General features: G+C 69.6%; 19 protein-coding genes and 1 pseudogene. 11 read left to right on the top strand and 9 right to left on the bottom strand.

The window, feature by feature from the left end; genetic code table 11:
* Positions 1–381: 381 nt before the first annotated feature.
* From ACIBTU_RS03430 to ACIBTU_RS03420, 3 genes are all read right to left on the bottom strand, one after another.
* Positions 382–516, bottom strand: coding sequence for a hypothetical protein (locus tag ACIBTU_RS03430; protein WP_399124191.1), 135 nt, complete (start codon positions 514–516; stop codon positions 382–384).
* 284 nt (positions 517–800) lie between these two features.
* Positions 801–1,823 carry an NADPH:quinone oxidoreductase family protein gene (locus ACIBTU_RS03425; RefSeq protein WP_399124190.1) on the bottom strand — a complete coding sequence of 341 codons (1,023 nt, stop codon included), beginning with the start codon at positions 1,821–1,823 and terminating at the stop codon, positions 801–803.
* A 47-nt stretch (positions 1,824–1,870) separates the two neighbouring features.
* Positions 1,871–2,236 (bottom strand): MerR family transcriptional regulator, encoded by a 366-nt coding sequence (locus tag ACIBTU_RS03420; protein WP_399124189.1) that lies wholly within the window; start codon positions 2,234–2,236, stop codon positions 1,871–1,873.
* A gap of 164 nt (positions 2,237–2,400) precedes the next feature.
* Between ACIBTU_RS03420 and ACIBTU_RS03415 the strand changes: the two genes are divergently transcribed.
* The 5 genes from ACIBTU_RS03415 (at position 2,401) to ACIBTU_RS03395 (ending at position 5,151) form a co-directional block, all read left to right on the top strand.
* Entirely contained in the window at positions 2,401–2,667 is a 267-nt protein-coding gene (locus ACIBTU_RS03415) for a hypothetical protein (protein WP_399124188.1), read from the top strand.
* 255 nt (positions 2,668–2,922) lie between these two features.
* A complete protein-coding gene (locus tag ACIBTU_RS03410) occupies positions 2,923–3,447 on the top strand; it encodes a hypothetical protein (protein WP_399124187.1) in 525 nt (174 codons plus the stop codon).
* 116 nt (positions 3,448–3,563) lie between these two features.
* Positions 3,564–4,124, top strand: coding sequence for a hypothetical protein (locus ACIBTU_RS03405; RefSeq protein WP_399124186.1), 561 nt, complete (start codon positions 3,564–3,566; stop codon positions 4,122–4,124).
* A 95-nt stretch (positions 4,125–4,219) separates the two neighbouring features.
* A complete protein-coding gene (locus ACIBTU_RS03400) occupies positions 4,220–4,714 on the top strand; it encodes a transposase family protein (protein WP_399124185.1) in 495 nt (164 codons plus the stop codon).
* Positions 4,715–4,719: 5 nt separating this feature from the next.
* On the top strand, positions 4,720–5,151 hold the full coding sequence (locus ACIBTU_RS03395) for a transposase family protein (protein ID WP_399124226.1): 432 nt from the start codon (positions 4,720–4,722) through the stop codon (positions 5,149–5,151).
* 56 nt (positions 5,152–5,207) lie between these two features.
* Here ACIBTU_RS03395 and ACIBTU_RS03390 read toward each other — a convergent pair whose 3' ends face one another.
* Positions 5,208–7,817 carry a tetratricopeptide repeat protein gene (locus ACIBTU_RS03390; protein ID WP_399124184.1) on the bottom strand — a complete coding sequence of 870 codons (2,610 nt, stop codon included), beginning with the start codon at positions 7,815–7,817 and terminating at the stop codon, positions 5,208–5,210.
* Between the two features lie 83 nt (positions 7,818–7,900).
* Here ACIBTU_RS03390 and ACIBTU_RS03385 point away from each other — a divergent pair, with 83 nt between their 5' ends.
* From ACIBTU_RS03385 to ACIBTU_RS03370, 4 genes are all read left to right on the top strand, one after another.
* Positions 7,901–8,374, top strand: a complete 474-nt coding sequence (locus tag ACIBTU_RS03385) for a TY-Chap domain-containing protein (RefSeq protein WP_399124183.1) — start codon at positions 7,901–7,903, stop codon at positions 8,372–8,374.
* Between the two features lie 1,150 nt (positions 8,375–9,524).
* A complete protein-coding gene (locus tag ACIBTU_RS03380; protein WP_399124182.1) occupies positions 9,525–10,562 on the top strand; it encodes a NucA/NucB deoxyribonuclease domain-containing protein in 1,038 nt (345 codons plus the stop codon).
* A gap of 116 nt (positions 10,563–10,678) precedes the next feature.
* Entirely contained in the window at positions 10,679–11,143 is a 465-nt protein-coding gene (locus tag ACIBTU_RS03375; protein ID WP_399124181.1) for a hypothetical protein, read from the top strand.
* 130 nt (positions 11,144–11,273) lie between these two features.
* Positions 11,274–11,540 carry a hypothetical protein gene (locus ACIBTU_RS03370; RefSeq protein WP_399124180.1) on the top strand — a complete coding sequence of 89 codons (267 nt, stop codon included), beginning with the start codon at positions 11,274–11,276 and terminating at the stop codon, positions 11,538–11,540.
* Between the two features lie 526 nt (positions 11,541–12,066).
* On the opposite strand, the pseudogene ACIBTU_RS03365 reads toward ACIBTU_RS03370, so the two are convergent.
* Both ACIBTU_RS03365 and ACIBTU_RS03360 read right to left on the bottom strand, forming a co-directional pair.
* A pseudogene (locus ACIBTU_RS03365) lies at positions 12,067–13,271 on the bottom strand (IS701 family transposase).
* A gap of 326 nt (positions 13,272–13,597) precedes the next feature.
* Positions 13,598–13,801, bottom strand: a complete 204-nt coding sequence (locus ACIBTU_RS03360; RefSeq protein WP_399124179.1) for a hypothetical protein — start codon at positions 13,799–13,801, stop codon at positions 13,598–13,600.
* A gap of 50 nt (positions 13,802–13,851) precedes the next feature.
* Between ACIBTU_RS03360 and ACIBTU_RS03355 the strand changes: the two genes are divergently transcribed.
* Positions 13,852–14,130, top strand: a complete 279-nt coding sequence (locus ACIBTU_RS03355) for a hypothetical protein (protein WP_399124178.1) — start codon at positions 13,852–13,854, stop codon at positions 14,128–14,130.
* A gap of 38 nt (positions 14,131–14,168) precedes the next feature.
* On the opposite strand, the gene ACIBTU_RS03350 is transcribed toward ACIBTU_RS03355, so the two are convergent.
* Complete coding sequence (locus ACIBTU_RS03350) at positions 14,169–14,615, bottom strand: TY-Chap domain-containing protein (RefSeq protein WP_399124177.1); 447 nt, start codon at positions 14,613–14,615, stop codon at positions 14,169–14,171.
* Between the two features lie 470 nt (positions 14,616–15,085).
* Here ACIBTU_RS03350 and ACIBTU_RS03345 point away from each other — a divergent pair, with 470 nt between their 5' ends.
* On the top strand, positions 15,086–15,376 hold the full coding sequence (locus ACIBTU_RS03345; protein ID WP_399124176.1) for a hypothetical protein: 291 nt from the start codon (positions 15,086–15,088) through the stop codon (positions 15,374–15,376).
* A 128-nt stretch (positions 15,377–15,504) separates the two neighbouring features.
* Here the strand turns inward: ACIBTU_RS03345 and ACIBTU_RS03340 are convergent, their stop codons facing one another.
* Both ACIBTU_RS03340 and ACIBTU_RS03335 read right to left on the bottom strand, forming a co-directional pair.
* On the bottom strand, positions 15,505–15,642 hold the full coding sequence (locus tag ACIBTU_RS03340) for a hypothetical protein (RefSeq protein WP_399124175.1): 138 nt from the start codon (positions 15,640–15,642) through the stop codon (positions 15,505–15,507).
* Positions 15,643–15,712: 70 nt separating this feature from the next.
* A complete protein-coding gene (locus ACIBTU_RS03335; protein WP_399124174.1) occupies positions 15,713–16,579 on the bottom strand; it encodes a hypothetical protein in 867 nt (288 codons plus the stop codon).
* Positions 16,580–16,658: the final 79 nt, after the last annotated feature.

Raw genomic sequence — 16,658 nt, 5'->3', positions numbered from 1 at the left:
TGCCACGCCCCCGGGGGCCGGGCGGCGCCCGCAGCCGGGCCCTCATCCCAACGTCCCCCCCCGGCGCGCGGCGCGGGGGGGGGGGGGGGGGGGGGGGGGGGGCCGGGGGGGGGGCCCCCCCCGCTACACAGAGGGGTCCCGCGCACGGGGCGCCCACAAACCCGCCTGTCGGCCGATCGGGGCCGGCCCGGGCGTGGCCAGGTGCTCCACCTGCCGGTATGAGGAGAGAGAGGAAGTCGTTCCGGCCGGTCATGCTGGCCGTGGCGTATGCCGCGATCCTGGCAGGCCTCATCGTCGCGTTGAGCCAATGAGCCCGGACGCCAGCGTGCCGCGATCTCTGTCGCAAACCACTCCGATTCCTGTGGCCCCACTGTCGTCTCCTCAGCCGAAGTCGAGGGTCTCCTGTACGGAATCGGCCGGAACCGGGCTGGGCAAGGGTGGCAGCGGGGCGTCGTCCTGACGCAAGGCGTTCCAGCGCTCGATCAGCTCGTCCTTCCAGCCCTTCTCCGGGGCCACTGCACACCCCATTCGTCGAGCTGAGCGCGCGTCCACGCCCCTTGGGCGTCTTGGCGGTTTCGATCTCTGCAGGCGACGGCAGGACGGGCATGTCTAGCGGCCTCCCATGAGGAACAGGGCCGACACGGGATTGGCAAGGCTCTTGACCAGCTGCTCGCTGTCGGCCGCGACAGTCCGAAGCTCTGCGGCGACGTGGGCGATAGGGCGAGTTCTGCAGCGCTGCGCGAGGCGTTTGTCGGCCCTCGGGAGACAGAGGGGCGTTGCGGTGCGTCATGGGTGATCCCCTAGCGCCAGGGATCGAGAGCGTGCTTGCCGTGGGTGGCGCCGTCCTCGAGTTGCCGCAGGACTTCCGGCCCTTCGGCCAGGGGGTGGACCTGGGGGTTGCCCGGCGGGTAGACGCCGTGGGCGATGAGCGCCTCGATCTCGGTGAGCAACGACTGGTACAGGGACGGGGCTTCGGTCGCGAGTGCACCGACGTGCAGGCCCTTGATCGCCGCGTGGTGGGTGAAGACCACGTCGTGCGTGGTCACGGTGGCATCGCCGGAGGCGGCGCCGAACACCACGACACGGCCGGTGAAGGGTTTCGCGACCGCCAGGCTGGTGGCGAAGGTGGCCTTGCCCACCGATTCCAGGACCAGGTCGACCCCGGCCCCACCGGTCAGCCGGGTGATCTCCTCGGTCAGATCGGGATGGCGGCTGTCCAGGACCTCGTCAGCACCGAGAGCTCGGACGGGGGCGTGCTTGGCCGGAGAGGCCGTGGCGATCACGCGGGCGCCGTAGTGGCGGGCGAGGCGGACCGCGGCTTGTCCCACGCCTCCGGCCGCGGCATGAATGAGCACGACCTCGCCGTTCTTGATCTCACCCAGCGGCTTCAGCGCCGCCAGCGCGGTGGCCCAGTTCAGCACCATGCCGATCGCCTCGGCGTCGCTCCAGCCGGACGGCACGGGCAGCACGCCGGCGGCCGGCATCGTCATGTACTGCGCGAAGGCTCCCGGACCGGCTCCGATGACGTGGGTGCCGAGCGGCAACGGACGCTCGACGTCCGCGCCGACACCGACAATCTCTCCAGCGGCCTCGAAGCCCGCCACGTACGGTGCCTGCGGCCCTCCCCCATAGGTGCCGTGAGTCTGCATGACGTCGGCGAAGTTGACCCCGGCGGCCCCGACACGGATCAGGTACTCACCCGGCCCTGGGGTAGGACGAGGGTGACCGGCGGCTAGCGCCAAGTCCTTCGGCCCCCGGTGAGATTGCTGGATCAGGGCTCGAATCGTCTGGTCAGCGGCCTGCTGCCGCTCGTTGATCTCCATGCATCACAACGTAGGAACCTGACACATGTGTCAAGGTCAAGCAGCTCTCAGAGACCGGTGCGACGGGCCTCCCGAAGGTACGTGTCCAGGGCCGCCTGCTGATCGCTGAGAGCGGCGATGCGTGCCGCGAGCCGATCGCGATAGTCCTGCACCTCATGCAGGAACTCCGCACAAACCGCCTCGGTCCCGGCAGCGGTCCCGTCGGTGAGGCCCGGCAGGACTTCCCTGATCAACCGCACAGGCAGCCCGGACTCCAACAGCGACCGGATGACGAGCACCCGGTCGATCGTGGACTGGCAGTAGTCACGAAACCCGTTGCTGAACCGGCCGGGGACGATCAAGCCCTCGTCCTCGTAGTGCCGCAACGACCGCGCACTCACACCGCTGACTCTGGAAGCCTCGCTGATCTTCATACCTCCAGCCAACGTCCAGCTGCACCGCAGTTCTTCCGGCATTCGCTGCGCCGAGTTGAAGACCTGCTCCGGCGCCAACAACCTCAACCTTGCCCGGGGCGACACCCCCGCTTGTTGACCTCACGGGTTGGCCATCAGCGGGACTGGTCGTCCAAGGTGGGGAAATGAGCGCGCTCCGACCCGGTGACATCACCGACGACATGATCCAGGCGATGGACACAGCCAAGCGGCAGGGACTGCAGCAGGACCTGCGGACCCTGGCGGCCAACATCCGTGCCGATACCGAAAGCCGGTACGACAGCGAGGAGCCCGGGTGGCGCTCCGGTGTCGAGTGGGCGCTGCTGTGGATCGAGAACACCGCCAGCCAGCTGACCGAGGGCAGGCCAGGGGCCGGGGCCGGCGGCCGGGGTCAGGGCGTGTCGCCGGAGTAGTAGCAGTGGCGGCCCGCCGCCAGAGCATGAACCGGCGGGCCGCGCGATCTTGGTATAGCAGAGTCTGTTCTCGCGGTCACCGATCACCTGCGACCAGAGCGTCAGGCCGTCAGCTCCGTCGACGGCTCTGCACTGTGACAGGTACCTGCTGTCAAGTGACGGCGCCCCGACGGGGTCTGCTTGCCGGCATCGCTCACACGGTGGCGGGTCAAGGTGCTGCACTGAAAGCAAACCTCAACCGTCAGGGAGCAAGCCGTGTCGCCTTCCGTGCCTGAACTACCGTCCCGCGTCGTCGACGAGCTGGGTGACCGTATCGCCTCCACTGTGGAGGTGCATCAGATGATGGTGCTCACTGCCGACGATGCCGATGCGGCAGAACAGGCGGCCGCGTCCGTGCTGAGCACTCAGGACGTCAGCCGCGTCCACGTCACCGTGCGGGCGCCGGCGAACCGAACCACGGTCATCGACGCCCTCTACGCAGCCCTCTTCCCCGGAGCCTGGCACGGAGCCCGGCCCCGCATCCTGTCCGACGCGGAGCGGGAGATCGACGCCGAACTCGCCCGCCCCGGCCGCACCGCGCTCGTGGTCCGCGACGCCCAGCAGCTGCGGACCGACGGGCTGACCTGCCCGTACGGGACCTGGCGTGCCGCCGACGACCGCAACCGTCCCCTGTCCCTGGCCCTCACCGGCACCCCTCGACTGGCCCAGGTCCTCAAGCGGCCCCTGCTCGACAGCGTCAACAGCCGCATCTACACCCGATATCACCTCAGCTCCAGCTGACCTGTCGCTATCCCGGCAGGCCGGCCGCCGCGCCTGCAGAAGGCCGCGCTTCCCCAAGAGGAGTGGTTTGACCGGCTCCCGCCCATGCCGGGTGCGGGCGGCGGAAGACTTCAGGCATGACAGAGCAGTGGTGGAGCGTGCGGGTCGAACTCCTCGGCGGCGGAACGAGCGGGGAGCTCTGGCCGCGTCCCGGAAGAGTCTTCGCTGTCCATCCCCGGCACTCCCTGCACGTCCTGGCCGAGGCCATCGATGACGCCTTCGCCCGCTGGGACCGCAGCCACCTGCACATGTTCGAGTTCCCCTCCACCGGCCTGACGGCCACCGAACACCGGCACTGGGACGTCGAGGACGAGGACCGGGAACTGGACGCCGACCACACCCGCGTCGACGAAGTCCTCACGCTCAGCGCGAGCTTCCAGTACACCTTCGACCTCGGGGACAACTGGCGTCACGCCTGCCAGATCGGACCCGCACCGATCGACCCGGCCGCCGAACTCGGCATCGTCCCCAACCGGCCACTGCCCTACTGGGGCTGGGGCACCATCCCCGACCCGTACGGGCGCATGTGGGACGGAGATGACGGCGAGCAGCCCGTCCCGGCTCCTCCCGAGCAGCCATGGCCTTGGGCCAATGCGCCGGAGGCCACCCACCTGACGATGCACTGCCCCGGCCAGTAGACACAGACCATCACCCGCACCCTGTAAAAACGCCTAACGAGCTCGTGCATGGTTGCTGGTGGCGCGTCGACACCTTGATCGTTGACCATGTTTGCGTGGTGGGGAACCGGGCTCGTGCAGCGATCATCCGTAGTCAGCGGATCACCGGGCTGTCGCCCGACGTGATCGCCGAAATCGTCGCGGAAGTTGGCCCGTTGTGGCACGAACGTCACCAGGCATCCCTCGTTGCGCGCACGAGGCGCCGCGCCGTGGGTGCGGGGGCGAAGCACAAACTGGTCTTCGTGGACTGGTTGTTGGCCACGCTCGTGCACCTGCGGCACAGCACTAATCATGACGTGCTGGCCTGCTGGTTCGGTGTCGACCGCTCCACCATTACGCGTGCGATCGGCGAAGTGAGACCGCTACTGGCCGAACGCGGCTGCACCATCGCGCCCGGCCGGCGGCTGCGCACCCTCGCCGAGGTCATCGACTACCTCGGCGCCGATGGGCGCACCGGGATCATCGACGGGACCGAGATCCGGGTCCGCCGCCCGGCCGCCGGGCGCACCGGAAGAAGTTCATCTCCGGGAAGAACAAGCAGAACGCCGTGAAGTCCATGGTCGTCACGGACGCCGAGGGGCGGCTGCTGTTCTGCAGCCCGGCCGAGCCGGCCAGCACCGCGGACATCACCCACGCCCGGAAGTTGGGCCTGGTCAACCTCCTGGCAGACGGGCCCGTCGTGGAGATCCTGGCCGATGCCGGATATCAGGGCCTGGGCGCCCAGACCGGTGGCCGCGCGGTGACGCCACCACATCGCAAGTTCAAGAAGAATCCGCCCGAGTGGTACGAGCAGATGCACGAACGCCAGCGCAAGGCCCACTCCTCACGCCGCATTCAGGTCAAGCACGGTATCGGCCATCTCAAGAACTGGCGATCCCTCGCCCGTCACCACGGCCGCCGAGAACACATGAGCGACATCATCCAAGCCGTCGCCGGACTGCTCTCCCACCGGCAGACCGCCATGGCGGCCGACGGTACGCGAATGTGAACACCACGGCCGCTTCGCGGCCTTCGACGCGCCACCAACAACCATGCACGAGCTCGTTAAGGCCGTTCGGAGTCACCGAGTCCGTCGAGCCCGTCGAGTTCTCGCCGGGCAGCGGCCGCATCGGTTCCGCGGCCGCTTCCCTCGAAGAGCGCGATCGCCTCGTGGAGGGCGGCGGCCGCTTCCTCCCGGCGGCGGAGCCGCACCAACGCGCGGGCCAGGTCACGGGTGACGACGCCCTCTCGTGCGGTGAGCCCGGCCGCGCGGAAAGCGGCACGGGCCTGCTCGTACGCCTCCACGGCCGCCACGTACCGGTTGAGCCCGCACAGGGCGGCGCCCAGGTTGCGGCCGGTGCGGCCCTCGCGGTCACGGTCGCCGGTCTCGCGCATGAGGGCGCGCGCCCGTTCGTTGGCGGGGACGGCCTCCTCGTAGCGGCGCAGGTGGATCAGGGCGACGCCCAGGGCGCCCTGGGCGACGGCCTCGCCGTGCCGGTCGCCGACGCGGACGGCGGTGCGCGCCGCGATTTGCGCCAGCGCGACCAGTTCGTCCGTGCGACCGCGCTCCCCCACCAGATAGCGGTCCAGCAGGCGCGGCAGCTCGACGGCCAGCGCCGGGCGCAGCACGCTCGCGATCCGGGCGGCGTCGAGGACCTCGCCCGTCCCCGCGTCCAGCCAGCGCAGCGCCGTCTCGCGGTCGGGGAAGCCGAGCGCCGCCGGGTCGTCCGCGTCGGGCCGCAGATGGGCGACGGCCGCGCGCACCTGGGTGTCGAAGCGGTCCAGCTGACCGTGCAGGAAATCGTCGTCGTCCACGCCGCCCAGCTTCTCGACGTCGGCGCGGCGCCAGGTCCAGCCGACGCGGGTGTGGTCCGGCGGCAGGGCGACGAGCTCGGCCAGGTTGCCCTCGAAGTGCGGCAGACGATCGGCGAGTTGCTCCCAGAACCCGTGCCCGGAGCGGCGGGACGCCTCGGTGAGGAGCTGGGCGCAGGACGACCGCCAGCTGTCCTCGTCGCGGACGCCGGGCGCCTGGTCACGCCCATAGAGCAGGGCGGTGCTCGCGGGGCGGGCCGTCGCGAGCACCTCGGCGTCGTCGAGTACGCCCGCCGAGCGGACCGTGTGGATCAGCCCGCGCGCCGGGCTGTAGTAGGCCCACGTGCGGGCGGACGCTGGGTCCGACAGGCGGGCGAGCACCAGGCGGGCGGCCTCGGGCCCCTGGGCCGCCAGGGAGTCCGGGTCGCCGAGCAGCGCCTCGCCCAGCTCCGGGGGGAAGCCGGGGCGGGAGGCGAGCGCCCACAGCACGGGCTCCGGCAGCGGTCCGGCGGTGTGTGCCGCGACGAGCCGGGGCCACGGGGTCGTTTCCGGTCCGGTGGCGTCCAGGACGCGCTGGGCCTCGACCGCGTCGCCGGCGGCGCGCAGTGCGGCGACCAGGTCCGCGGCGGGCTCGCGCTCCGGGCGGCGGCCGGCCAGGGCGCGGCGCAGATCCTGCCGGGTGTTCGCGAGGCCCCGCAGGTACGCGTCCCGATCCGGGTCCTGGCCGAACAGCCAGGCGGCGACGGCGGCTTCGGGGCCGCGCCGGCCCCGGACGGCGTGAGCCCAGTGGGCGAAGAGCGGCCGCGGGGCGACACCGGCCTGTTCGAGCCTCGCCAGGGCGTGGCAGAGGAGAACGTCTCCGGTGCGGACACTGTCGGGGCCGAGGCAGCGGGCGGCCGACCGCTCCAGGGCGCCGTCGTCCAGGGCGGCCACAAGATCGGCGAGGACGCGCGGCGGCGCCTGGACCAGGAACCGCAGATCGAGGTCGCCGGCGGCCTCGGGCTCACCGAGCCGCTCGACGAACTCGCCCAGGCCGCCCTGATGCCCGGCCGCTCGCCCGGCGGCCGCGGCCACCCGCCACGCCTCCCGGTCCTCCCCCAGGGCGTCCCGCAGCGCGGCGCCGAACGCCTCCCAGAACGCGAGGACGCGCTTACGGTGCCGGTATGCGCCGGCGTCCACGGCCTCCACCAGCCGGTCCAGGCGGTGCGTCGCGGTCACCACCTGCCGGGCCCCGTCCGGGGTCAGCAGGTAGCGCAGCAGCGCCGCCCGCAGACCGGAGACGTGCGGCAGGACCAACTGCCGCACGTTGTCAGGCAGTTCACGCAGCGGTGCGGCGGGGTCTCGGCACGGCCGGTCCCACTGGCGCGGCTCGTTCCAGTGCACGCCGCTCCCGGGCACGACCGCCGAGCGGGCTGCCAGACGATTGGCCACCTTCAGGTCGAAGGGGACGAGCAGGGCGGCGGTGAGGTCGTCGGGGCAGTCGTGCCGGGCGATCAGTGCGCGCGCCTGGACCGGGCCGAAGGGCTCGCTCGCGTGGGCGGCCGTCCAGGCGTCCCAGTCCAGGGCTACCCCCGCGATCAGCGTGTCGCACTGCCTCAGACTCGTCGCCGCACGAAAGGGGCGGATCCGCCCGGCGTCGGAGTACCGGAACGGCGCGGGCGGCGGGTCGTACACCGTCGCCGTACTGGCCGCAGCGGTGGCGTCCAACTCGGCGTCGGCGCGGGCCCGTTCCTCGGCAGGCAGCAGCGAGGCCGCCCAGCGGAGCAGGCCCAGGTGATAGGCGGCGCGCTGCCTCCTGTCGACGCCACGCGAGGATCTCGGCTGCGCAGGCACGAAGAATCCGTACCCGGTCGGGGTCTCCATCCCGGGATCGTAGAGGATGGCATCGGAGACGATGGGTGCGGCCGCACACCGCACGCGCGACGAACGGACGGGGACCCACAGCGATGAACGACAGGCACCCGCACGACGCCGAGCACGCCTGGGCCGCCTTCACGACCGGTCTGGCCAAGGAGCTGCTCGACCTGCCCGACGGGAGCGTCGTGGTGATCCAGGAGACCGCGGACAGCGGCCACAACCGCTTCGTGCAGTTCGTGCGGGAGGAGGAGCGCACCTACGCCGAGCTGGTCGGCGACTCCTATCTCGATCCCGCCGTACGCGCCGGCGAGGAGGGAGCCCGGCTGATCAGGGCCGCCGGCTGGCGGGACCCGGACGCCGACGACAACAGCCGCAACTGGCAGTTCGAACTCGTCCTGGCGACCACGGCCGAGTACCAGGCCCTGGCCGGCATGGCCGTCACCGGCCTGCGCGACGCCCTCCGCCTCCCGTCCCCCTCCGCCCTGACCTACCAGATCTGGAACGAGAAGCCGGGCGTCGGCTCCCTCGACCTGTACACCCTGGGGCTCCCGCGCACGGAGTAGCGCGGGCCGGATCCGACGTCGATCAGGCGAATTCCTTCTCAACAGCACGTGGGGCTACGACGAGAACGGGCTCGCGTCCACGATCAAGGCGGAACTCACTAGTGAGTGGCCGCTCTTGAACGCCGGCGCCTTCGGAGGGGAACTCCCACGGGCTAAAACGGCCCTCTCCGCCCTCAGCTTCTGGAGGACTCAGTACGCCCAGCGGTGGTGATCCCCCACCGGCGTCCTCAAGGTGGAGCCAGCTATGGCGCCTCACCTCACCAGGCCCGCTCCCCCTGCGCTCGAACCCGCGTGCGCGGTGTGGGTGATTCGGGACCGCAGGTCGCTGAGACGAGCGCGACCGGCCCGATGCCTGCCAGCTGCCTCGACGAGCGGGGGCCTTCGCCCTGAACCTTGGACAGGGCTTATGAGCTCGTAAAAGGATCTTACTGAGGTGCCCTGGTCAAGCGTGACTGTTGTGACGATCCGACGGTTCGAGTGGGTGTGACGACTCGGCCGTGGATCGTGGACGACGACTTGGGGACACTGAACGTTTTCAGTGTGGCCACTGATCGGGTGACGGGGGCGGTGTGACGGCGTCCAGCGTACTCTCTGCCGCCGCAGCCGTTTCCTGGCCGTCAGGCGTGGTGATGAGGATGCCCGTGATGGTCCAGCGCATGGAGTTGGCGCGTTCCAGGAGCGCGGTCACTGAGGCGGCCTCCTCCGGGGTGACGTGCACGGGAGAACTACAAACTCCACCAGCCTCGCGAGACCCGCACGGCCTCCCCACCTTGATCCGTACAACCGTGGTTGTGATCACAATCTGGATCCTTGGTTCGTCGGCGATGCCCCTTTGCTCCTGTTGATCGGGGCGACGGCGGCACGTAGACATCTGCTACCCCTCGCCAACTGACGCTGTCGGCACGGACGTTGTCTGTGTCGCGGACGTCGCTGTACCCGTAAGGAAGTCATGCGCAGAACGACAAGATCGATAGCCACGGTGGCGGCCGCTCTCCTGGCGTTATTGGCCGTGTCCGTGCCGGCCCAGGCGGCTGGAGACAACGGCCGGAAGACCAAGGTCGTGACGGTGGAGACCGTCCGTCCGGGCGGGAAGAGTGTGAGCCCGTCGGCTCAGGGCGAGACTGACCCGGCGGCGAAGGAAAGCGCGGCGGTGACCAAGGAGCGTCTCGCCTACCTCCAGAACCGGACGCAGGGGGTGTCCGCGCAGCTGGCCGTGGACCCGACGGACTGCCAGCAGCTCGAGAGCGCAAAGCGGGACATCGGTCTCGTCATCGATCACTTCACCTGGTGCAAGGTGAGCGATCACCGTGTGTGGGTGAAGGAGTGCAACTCCTGGGGGATCTGTCAGGAGACCGGCAGCGCCACCTTCCGGCTGAGTACGGTAGGTATGGGGAAGAACGGCTCCCGCGACATCGAGTTCGTGTCGCTCATGGACCAGATCTCCATCGTCGGCACCGCGGCCACGGAGCCGGTGACGCTGGACATTGCCTGTACGGCCACCAACGGGTCCGCCTGTAACGGTGACGCGCTGAACCGTCAGACCTATCCGATGGCGGAGTGGAAGGCTACGCCTTCCGCGTACTTCCACTTCTCCTCGCCCGAGGCCGGAGCCGTCGGCGCCGATCTGATCAGCTGGTACGACTTCGAAGGCAGCGTCAAGGTGCGCTCCGCATCGGACTCGTTCGGCAAAAACACCTTCCGCTGCGACTCCTCGACGTACATCGCGCAGTCCAAGGGCTGTGTCTTCGACTCGACGATCGAGCTCTGGTACGACCTCAGCGTCTCCGACTCGACCGTGAACGAGAGCGCGCAGCACATCCTGGACGCCCAGTACCGGCCGGAGTTGACCGTGCCGACGTGGTCCGGCAAGACGGTCCCCGGCGCCATCGACAGTGCGCAGCCGCTCAACCGCGCCTACCACGACACCTCGCTGCGGGACGCGAACCGGCGCAAGGCCATCAGTACGTGCAAGCTGTACTACGGCTCGGACTACGCCACCAGGGGACTGGACTGCGACGAGTACCCGTTCGCCTCGACCCTGCAGGGCGCCGCAGCCGGAGACAACCGCTACTCCGCCCGCGCACTGGACTCGGCCGACAACCAGACAGCAGGACGTCGGCTCGGCCAGTTCTACGATCGTCAGCGTGTGCTCGACAACGATCCCTTCTTCGTGATCGTGCTTCAGTAGCGGACCGGCACCCCTCCATCCGAATACTGAGGCTGCACGGCGCCCGAGACGGATGAACAACTGCGGGGCCAGGAGGCGTGTGCTCCTGGCCCCGCAATCACAGGAAGGCGAACAGCATGGCCCGAGAAAACCCCAACCCCGTGGCTGCCACCGAGGTGGCGCCGAGGATCGAGTACCGGCAGTTCCTGCTGTCCGTCTCCTCGGCCCCGATCGAACCGCCCAAGGGCTGGGCCAAGTCAGGACGCATCGCCATCGCCTGCGAGGGCGGACTGGTGCTCCGCACCGGCGGCAACGACTTCTACCCCACGGTGCGCGTGGAGGTATGGCCGGGCGAGCCGGCCGCCCTGGACACCGGATGGGATGTGCAGGAAGAGGCGGAGGCCCTCTGCGACGGGACCGTCCACGTCCGCGCCTGGGATCACAGCCCCGTCGGTACCCCGCTGGAGGCAGGCTTCACAGGCCCCTGCAACGTGCGTGCGTACTGCCGTGGCCGGGAAGCGGCAGCCGCTCTGATCGGGGAGGAACTGTTCTACAACGGCGTGGAGGAATGGCTGCTGCAACTATGGCCGCTCGACAACTGAGAGTGCGGCCGGCCAGCCAGTCGACACCGGCCCCCTCACTCAAGGCGGCGTCGGGGCGACACCCCCGCTTGCTGACCTCCCGGTATGGCCGGTATGGCCATCAGCAGGACTGGTCGTCCAAGGTGGGGAGATGAGCGCGCTCCGACCCGGTGACATCACCGTCGACATGATCCAGGCGATGGACACAGCCAAGCGGCAGGGACTGCAGCAGGACCTGCGGACCCTGGCGGCCAACATCCGTGCCGATACCGAAAGCCGGTACGACAGCGAGGAGCCCGGGTGGCGCTCCGGTGTCGAGTGGGCGCTGCTGTGGATCGAGAACACCGCCAGCCAGCTGACCGAGGGCAAGCCAGGGGCCGGGGACGGCGGCCGGGGTCAGGGCGTGTCGCCGGAGTAGTAGAAGCGGCACACCACACCCAGACCGCCCGACGGGCGCGGGTCGTGCCCAAGCTCGGTCATCAGGGCAACGCCAGCGTCTGTCTCTTCTCCGGTCCGCTGACACTGAACGTGCCCCGGCCGAACCGGACTTGCAGGGAAGCGTTACGGTGGCGAGCAGGGCCTGGTGCTGCATCCCCCGTCAGCACCAGGCCCTCACCGTTGCCATATGGCCCACGGGTGTCACGCCCGACCACACGGAGCTGGGGCGTGCGGGCATTGCGTCGCCTCGCGATGGATACCCCAGAGGTGTGAAGCGCTGCCATTGCTGCTGACGCCGAGTGTTATTTAATCAGGCACTCGACGCCTAGTACTCCAGCCGGACTTCGATGTTTTGCCTGGTCAACGGCTTGGGCTTGGGGAGTGTAGCGGGGCGGTGGCGGAGACGGGAGGGGTTCTTCCGGCTCGTCCCGCGAAGGTGTGACCACGCCGCGTGTAGTGACAACGTCGGGCTCGGGCCTGGTGTCGGCGACGCCATCGTGACCAGTTCACCGCGTGCTCTGCGCGTGCAGGAGAACGTCGGTGCGCAACTGCCAGCAGACGGCGGATCTCGGCCGGGGTGAGGTCCACGAGGTCGGGCGCGTCACCTCGGTCTCCCCCCTTTCCCGCTCACGGGCGGCGGTGACGGCCAGGAAAGCGTGGGCGAGCATCGAGAGAGCATGTGCCGGTACCAGCCGACGTAGCGGCGGACCTCGTACTGGTCCAGGCCGCACTCGTTCTTCGCGGACTGGAAGCACTCCTCGATCTTCCAACGGCATCCGGCGATCAGCGCGAGGTCGGCGACGGTGGCCTGCAGGGGTGCGGAGGCGAGGAAGTAGGCGATCTCATCAGGCTTGTTGATACTGCGGCGAGCCAGCATCCAGCGCTGGCGGGTGGGCTGGTCGCCGTCGAACTCCCACACCGCCGGCAGCCGGGCGGCGGCCCAGTCATAGAGCCGTGGCCCCTTGGCGCCGTCGCCGCAGGTAAGGCGCTGCCATGCCTCGGCGGGCGCCTGGCCGATGAGGTGATCGATGCGAGGGCCGTGCACCTGTTGGGACTTGGGCACGGCGACGACATAGGACAGACCGATGTCCTCCAGGAAGCGGCGGAAGCGGGAGTCCTGTCCGTAGGCGGCATCCGCGGTGACCCACGCGAAGGGCAGCGGGCCGGCCTGGGCCCTCAGGACCATGGCGCGGGCTAGGTCGTTCTTGGTCGCGAAGCCACGGTGTTTGGGGATGCGGGCAGCTCGGCAGCGTTCGGCATCGTCGGTCCAGTTCTTGGGGAGGTAGAGCTCGCGGTCGACCAGCGCGTGGCCTCGGACGGTGGCGTATGCGGCGAAGACGCTGATCTGGCAGTTCTCGGTGCGGCCGGCGGTGCCGGAGTACTGCCGTTGCACGCCGGCTGAGGTGATGCCCTTCTTGACGAATCCGGTGTCGTCGATGATCAAGACGCCGTCGGTGGTGCCGAGATATTCGGCGACGTATGCCTGGACGTCATCGCGGATCTCATCGGGCTCCCAGCGGCTCTTGGCCAGCAGGTGCTGAAGTCCGTCCGGGGTGGAGTGGCCGACGAACTCGGCGAGTTGCCAGGAGTTCTTGCGGCCCACCGGGCCCAGCAGGCCGCGGACGTAGTCCCGCATCCGCCGCCGCCGCTCGATCCGGGGAAAGCGGTGCCCGATCCTCAGGAAGAGTTCTTCCAGCCCTTGGTCCCACACGGTGGCGGGTACGTCATCGATCACGCACGGAGGCTGTCCGCATCGTTGTCACTACACGCGGCGTGGTCACACCTTCGCGGGACGAGCCGGAAGAACCCCTCCCGTCTCCGCCACCGCCCCGCTACACTCCCCAAGCCCAAGCCGTTGACCAGGCAAAACATCGAAGTCCGGCTGGAGTACTAGACGGGTTCTGACTCCTTGCAGTCCCATCCTCGACGGGCCGCTGCCTTCACGGGCGGCGGCCCGTCCGACGAAGTGACGTCATTCTTCGGGCCCTGGCACAACTTCCGTGCCGGCGTCGCGGCCGGCATCGCCGGGGCCCTGGATCAGACGGCCCCGAAGGTCATCCAGATCCTCCCCGGCCGGCCCGGAGTGACGGCGAACCAGAGGAGCGCGAGGGCGAGTTCGTCTGTCGGGTCGAAGGTCTGGGAACGCTCGAGTACGGACCTGCCGAACCAGCCCTTGCGACCGACGGCGATGATGCGGCCGTCCAGCGACAGCGTCGAGCGCCAGCTCCGTGTGTGCCGCACGCCGTGCCTGCGGCCGTGCAGTCCGATCGACCCGTTGTGATCGCGCCGGCGTGCCGGACGTTGTCGACGACGGCCCCACCGGCCTGGTCCTCGCCGACGAAGAGCTGCACCGGCTGTTGCTCCTTCGGCCGGAGGCGGATGACCTGCAGACGGGCCTCTGGCTCCTGCCGCCTGCAGGCCGCCCGGCGATGCCCTTGCGGATCGAGCACGGACACGGTCGTGCCCTCGGCGCCACTGGTCGCCGTCCAGCCGAATCGGGACGTCTGCGTCTTGGGCACGCACATCGCGCCTCTTTCCTCTCCATGGCCCGGCTCGTGCCGCGTCTGTGACAGCGGGCGATGCTCCCCGCTCATTCGGCTGCCGTCGCTCAGGCAGTGTCCGCCGACGAGAACTTCTGCCAGGTCCAGCGCTCGTTCGGCGGATCCTCGTCCAGGACGCGAAGGGACTGGGCGCAGATGTGCGCGAGGCGGTCGACCTCGTCGAGGCCGATCTCCATCTCGTGGTTGCTCGAACGCCCGCTGCGTCGCGGATGCGTCCTCGGGTCAGACCAGCCGAGCTCGAGCAATCGGCGCTCCTGCTCGTCACTCGTGGCGCGGTGGGCACGAGACACACACTCCGCACTGATCCCCTCGTCCCACGCGATGAACTGGACGTAGCGCCCGACCGACCGCCGGGACTTCGACCACCGCCGCCAGAGCCCGCGGCCGGCATCGGGCTCCGGATCAGGCTCGGACACCACCAGGGTCTCCCCCGCGACCATCCCGGTCAGGGCCTCCCGCAGACGCTTCTGAAACGCACCCCACTCCGCATCCATCCGGCCAACGTACCCGCCCGGACGGCGAACGAGGCGAATTCGCCCGCGGCCCCGGACCCCCGCACGAGCGCACCCCCGCACGACCGCCTGAAACCAGGTGTACTGATCACGAGCGTTGTTGACAGTAGGGCGGACACGTCCGCATTCGAAGTCGTGAGCCGTTGGCGCCGTGGCTCCCTGAGTGCTGATCGGGATCACGACAGCTCGCCGCACCCCCGGCGTCCGGGGTCGTCTCCGGTCAGCCGTCGGCGTGCCTCGCCGCCGACACTGCCGCTGTGACCTGCGCGTCTGCACCGGAGTCACCAAGAGCACCTTCTTCCGGCACTTCCCCGACAAGCGGGAGCTGCTGGCTGCCGGACAGGAGACACTGAGCCGGCTGATGACAGAGGGGAATGCTGGGGCCCGCGGCTTCCAGCCTGCTCGCGGCGGTCGGTGCCGGTCTGGTCCGTGCCTCGACATCGATGGGTTCCATGAATCGCGAACTCGGCCCTCGGCTGAGGGCGGCGGTGGCCGCCAGTGCCGAGCTGCAGGAGCCCGATGCCCTCAAGAGCGTCGGCCTCGCGGCCGCGATGACCACCGCGCTGATCGCCCGCGGTGCACCCGAGACGTCCGCAGCCTTGGCCGGCGAGCTGGGCGTGCTCGCGTTCAAGCGGGCGTTCGCCCGGTGGTCCAAGGATGGCGGCGACGCCGCGCACGAGCTCACCGGCCGCTTGCGGGCCGCGCTGGACGAACTGCGCGCGGCCAGCACATCACTTGGCTGAGAGATCGACGAGACGACCAGCGCCACTCACGTACCCGAAGGACGACCTCCGGGTACGTGGCCGACGTACTCGCCGACGCGGCGGATGTGCTCGGTCCTCGACGTCGACGCCGCAGAGTTCCTCCCGATCTACCGGACGCTCTCCTCGCTTGACGTGCCCTCCGGTGCGGCTGGCACAGGCATGTTCCCGCCGGCCAGGTCGGACAGGAGGCGCAGCTTGCCGGCCGCGTCGCTGCCGGGGGCGGCAGCGAGGACGACGATGCGCACGTCCGAGCCGTGTGCGCAGAGCACATCGCCGTCCGGCTCGATCGGCCCGATCTGCGGGTGGCTGGATCAGTCAGTACCGGTCGAGAATCAGGTCGGTCTTGAGGATGTCGCCCTTGTAGAGCCAGCCGTTCTGTTCGGCGACGGAAAGTGCGTCCTTGTGCAGGGCGGCCGCGTCCGTGAAGTCGTCGGTCTTGAAGGAGAGTTCGATGACGTACTCCGTGCCCGAGCCGGAGGCGCCGACGACCGGCAGCACCTCGATGCTCGCGTCGTCCGACGGCCCCCAGGCGCCGGAGTACACGTTCGAGGTCACGGGACCGTGGGCACGCGAGGACCCGAGAGCGTCCGCGCCCCACCCCGTGCTCCCCCAGTTCGCCAGCTTCCCGGGGATGTCGGCCGCCAGCCAGTTGCGGCCGGTGTCGCTGCTCGGCAGGGACGTGCCGGAGTAGCCGCTCGCGCTGTGCGTCTTGTCATTGCTGAAGCTCAGGGTCTGCTTCGCGTAGCCCCAGTCGACCTCGGCCTTGTAGTTCGTGTCGCTGCTGGTGAAGCCGGCCTGGTTGGCCTGGGTGAGCGCGGCGTCGATGTCACCGTTGGACACCGGGAAGCGCTTCTTGTACGTCTCCTCGAACGATGACGCCCCGTCCTTGTGCCGCAGTCGCACGCTCCAGCCCTGGCCCGCCAAGTCCTGCGGAACCGTGTCGTAGTAGGAGTAGGAGCGCTTCTTCCCAGATCCCGTGATCCCGAAGGCGGAGCGCACCGCCGCGCTGGGCGCGTGGGATGCATCGAGCGCGGCGGCGGTGAGGTTGATCTTCACCTCGTACGAGGGGACGGCGTTGGACACAGCCTGGGCGTGCGTCGCGGGCATGAAGAGGCTGAGGGAAGCCGCCATGCCGACGGTCACCGCGACGGAGCCGCGGACGTGAGAGGTCGCGAAGGTCATGGGCGGAGCGTCCCGGCCGCGAGTGTGGCTCTGGTAGCCATCGGGAGTGCGGCGCGTGAACCACAGTGGTCCGAACGGC

The organism is Streptomyces sp. NPDC050145 (assembly GCF_044460245.1).
Classification (GTDB): Bacteria; Actinomycetota; Actinomycetes; order Streptomycetales; family Streptomycetaceae; genus Streptomyces.
Note: the sequence above shows the minus strand (reverse complement) of the source record. Positions and strands in the feature narration are given on the sequence as shown.